This window comes from Micromonospora sp. NPDC049799, from assembly GCF_040656655.1.
Taxonomy (GTDB): Bacteria; Actinomycetota; Actinomycetes; order Mycobacteriales; family Micromonosporaceae; genus Micromonospora.
The window spans coordinates 1-4,192 of the sequence record NZ_JBFAMU010000429.1; the positions used below are offsets into that span (position 1 = coordinate 1).

The 4,192-nt window shown below is 74.1% G+C and carries 1 protein-coding gene; it reads right to left on the minus strand.

Going from position 1 to position 4,192, the window contains the following annotated elements; all coding sequences use genetic code 11:
- Positions 1-4,192: beta-ketoacyl synthase N-terminal-like domain-containing protein (locus AB0I76_RS23760; protein WP_357039381.1), on the minus strand; the 4,192-nt coding region annotated here is incomplete at both ends.

Consider the following 4,192-nt stretch of genomic DNA (forward strand, 5'->3'; position numbering starts at 1 on the left):
TCGACGTCAGCATCGACGGGGTCGTCAAGCTCGACGACTTCGACGCGGTCGCCGGCACCCGGCCACCGTCGGTGAACACCAGCGCGGCGGCGGCGCAGCCGAGTCCGAGCAGGTTGGCGTGCCAGTCCGCGACGACCTCGGCGTCCCGGCCGCAGACCAGCCAGGTGTCGCGTGGGCCGACCTCGGCCCGCCGCGTCGGCCGGCCCGGCAGCGGCTGCCAGGCCACGTCGTAGCGGTGCAGCCGCGACCCGGCCAGGCCGGTGACGACGGTACGCGGCAGCGCGCGCAGCCGGACGCCGGTCAGCCTGGCCACCGGCTCGCCGAGCGCGGTGACCACGTCGAGGTCCATCGTCCGTTCGCCGCCCTCCGGTCCGCTTCGGGAACGGGCCCGGCACCAGACCCGGCGGGGCAGCCGGTCGTACACCTCGATCCGGTCGATGCCGGCGGGGAGCCAGAAGTCGTCCTCGCTGACGCCGAACGCGGCACCGACGTGCAGGCAGGCGTCGAGGACCATCGGGTTCAGCAGCCACCCGCCGCCGTCCCGTTCCGCCTCGTCCACCTCGACCAGAGCGAGGGCCTCGCTTCCGGAGCGCAGCAGCCGGGTCATCGCCCGGTAGCCGGGCCCGTACTCGACGCCGATCCGCCAGAGCCGGTCGTAGAACCCGTCGAGGTCCTCGGCCGCCATGCCGGCCCGTGCACCGGCCAGGTGCAACCGAGGCGGTGGGGGCGTGGTCCCGGCGTGCACGGCGGCGACGGTGACGTGCTGTACCCAGGGCGCGGACGGCTCATCCGCGGGTCGGCTGAAGCAGCGCACCCGCTGCCCCCGTCCGTCGGGCTGCGCGCTGGCCTGGAGGGTGAGCGTGGTCCCGTCGGCGCAGCGGAGGAACTCGTCGAAGGTGATCCCCTCCATGGTCCACCGGGTGTCCGTGGCGTCGGCCCGACCCGCGGCGAGCGCCCACTCGACGAGCGCCGTGGCGGGGAACACCGCCGTGCCCAGCAGCCGGTGCTGGTCGACGAGGCGGAGCCGGTCGGGGACCAGGGTGCGGGTGAACCAGCGTCCCGCGGTGCCGGCCAGGTCCGACGGCGCACCGAGCAGCGGGTGACCGCCGGCCGGTTCGACGGCCGGGTGGGCCGGAGCGGGGTCCGTGGTGGTCGGCAGCCAGTGCCGGGTGCGCTGGAAGGGGTACGTGGGCAGGTCGAGATGAGGGTGGCCGCCGGTGGGGCGGGCGGCCACGGTGGCGGCGGCCGCGAGCAGGGTGTGCTGATCTGCCCGCTCCCGGTGCAGGGTGTGCACGGCGAGCGCCTCGGGCCGGGTGTGGGTGTGCAGGGCGGTGAGGGTGGTGTCGGGTCCGAGTTCCACGAAGGCTCGCACCCCGTGCTTGTCGTGGAGGGTGGTGATGCCGTGGGCGTAGTGGACGGGGGCGAGGATGTGGCGGGTCCAGTAGTGGGGGTCGGTGAGTTGTTCGGTGGTGGCGAGTTGTCCGGTGACGTTGCTGATGGTGGGCAGGGTGGGCTGGTGGTAGGTGAGGTTGGCGGCGACCGTGTGGAACTGGTCGGTGATGGTGGTCATGTGGGGTGAGTGGAAGGCGTGGCTGACCTGGAGTGTGGTGGCTTTGCGGCCGTTGTCCCGCCATTGGGTGGCGAGTTGCTCGCAGGTGTCCCGGTCGCCGCTGATGACGACGGTCTGCGGGGTGTTGACGGCGGCGATCGCGACGCCCGGTTGCCCGGCGATCAGCGCCTCGGCTTCGTGGTGGGTGGCTTGGAGGGCGATCATGGCGCCGGGTGTGGTGATGCTGTTCATGAGTCGGGCGCGGGTGGTGATGAGGTGGGCGGCGTCGGTGAGGGTGAGGACGCCGGCGAGGTGGGCGGCGGTGATTTCGCCGAGGGAGTGTCCGGTGAGGTAGTCGGGGGTGAGGCCGAGTTGGGTGGTGGCGACGTGGTGTAGGGCGAGGTGGAGGGCGAACAGGGCGGGTTGGGTGTAGGCGGTGGTGTCGAGTAGGGCGGCGAGGTCGCTGCCGGGTTCGGCGAACACGACGTCTTGGAGTCGGTGGTCCAGGTGGGGGTTGAGGGCTTCGCAGGCCTGGTCGAACCTTTCGCGGTAGGCGGGGTTGGTGGTGTAGAGGTCGGCGCCCATGCCGGGGTACTGGCTGCCCTGGCCGGTGAAACAGAACGCCACTTTTCCGGCCTGGTCCACCACACCGGTGGTGAGGTGCGGGTGCGGCTCGCCGTTGGCGAGGGCGGTCAGCGCGGCGGCGGAGTCGGAACGGGTCGCCGCGGTGATCACCGCCCGGTGCGCGAAGCGGGTCCGCCGCGCGAGCGCGTCCGCGACCGCGGAGGGCGGGACGTCCTCGTGGTCGGCCAACCAGCCGAGCAGGTGCGCCGCCTGATCGCGCAGCGCGCGTCCGGTCCGGGCCGACAGCACCCATGACGCCCACCCGGCCCACAGGTCGGCCGGCGCCACGGCCGGCTCCACCGGGGGCGGCGCCTCCTCGAGGATCACGTGCGCGTTGGTGCCGCTGATCCCGAACGAGGACACCCCCGCCCGGCGCGGGTGCCCGTTCGGCTTCCACCCGACGGCCTCGTCCAGCAGCCGGACGTTGCCGCTGTCCCAGTCGACGTGCGGGCTCGGCGCGTCGAGGTGCAGCGAGCGCGGCAGCAGGTCGTGGCGGAGGGCGAGGACCATCTTGATGATCCCGGCGGCTCCGGCGGCGGCCTGGGCGTGCCCGATGTTCGACTTGACCGACCCGAGCCAGAGCGGCTGGTCGTCCCGCCGGTGCTGCCCGTACGTGGCCAGCAGCGCCTGCGCCTCGATCGGGTCGCCGAGGGTGGTGCCGGTGCCATGCGCCTCCACCGCGTCCACGTCGGCCGGGGTCAACCGGGCGTTGGCCAGGGCCTGCCGGATCACCCGTTCCTGGGACGGCCCGTTCGGCGCGGTGAGGCCGTTGCTGGCTCCGTCCTGGTTGACCGCCGAACCGCGGATCACGGCGAGGACCTGGTGGCCGCGCTCCCGCGCCACCGACAGTCGTTCCAGCAGCAGCAGGCCGACGCCCTCGGCGAAGCCGAACCCGTCCGCCGCCGCCGCGAACGGCTTGCACCGGCCGTCGGCGGCCAACCCCCGCTGCCGGGCGAACTCGATGAACCCGGTCGGGCTGGCCATCACGGTGACCCCGCCGGCGAGCGCCAGCTCGCACTCCCCGCCGCGCAGCGACTGGGCGGCCAGGTGCAGCGCCACCAACGACGACGAACACGCGGTGTCCACGGTGACCGCCGGCCCCTCCAGGCCCAGTGCGTACGCCACCCGGCCGGACGCCACGCTGGTGGTGCTCCCGGTCAGCAGGTAGCCCTCGGCGTCCGCCGAGGTGCCCGGCCGGCTGACGTACTCCTGGTGGGTGAGGCCGGTGAACACGCCGGTGGCGGTGCCACGCAACGTGGTCGGGTCGATGCCGGCCCGTTCCACGCTCTCCCACGCCGCCTCCAGCAGCAGCCGCTGCTGCGGATCCATCGCCGTCGCCTCCTTGGGGCTGATCCCGAAGAAGGCCGGGTCGAACTCGGCGGCGTCCCGCACGAAGCCGCCCTTCCGCGCGTACGTGGTGCCCGGGGTGTCCGGGTCGGGGTGGTAGAGGGTGGCCAGGTCCCAGCCCCGGTCGGTGGGGAAGTCGCCGATAGCGTCGGTGCCGGCGGCAAGCAGCTGCCACAGCTCCTCGGGGGAGGTGACCCCACCCGGGTAGCGGCAGGCCATCCCGATGATCGCGATCGGTTCGGCCGTGGCGGTCACCGCCGGCCTGGCCTCGGCCCGGGCGGTGGGCAGGTCGAGCAGCAGGCTCCGCAGCAGCGTGGCCACCGCCCGTACGGTCGGGTGGTCGAAGACCAGCGTCGCCGGCAGCCGCAGGCCGGTGGCGGTGCGCAGCCGGTTGCGCAGCTGCACCGCCGTCATCGAGTCGAAGCCCAGGCTCTTGAAGTCCTGCCCCACGTCCAGGCCGGCCGGGTCGACGTGCCCCAGCACCGCGCCGACGTGCGTCCCGACCAGGTCGACCAGGACGGACAGCTGGTCGTCCGCCGCGAGTCCGGCGAGCTGCCCGGCGAGCGGGGACGCCGACGCGGGCGCGGTCGTCGCGGCCTGCCGGAGCCCGGCCGGGGCGAGCGAGCGCAGCACGGCCGGCAGGTCCCCGGCGCGGGCGCGGGCGCGGACCGC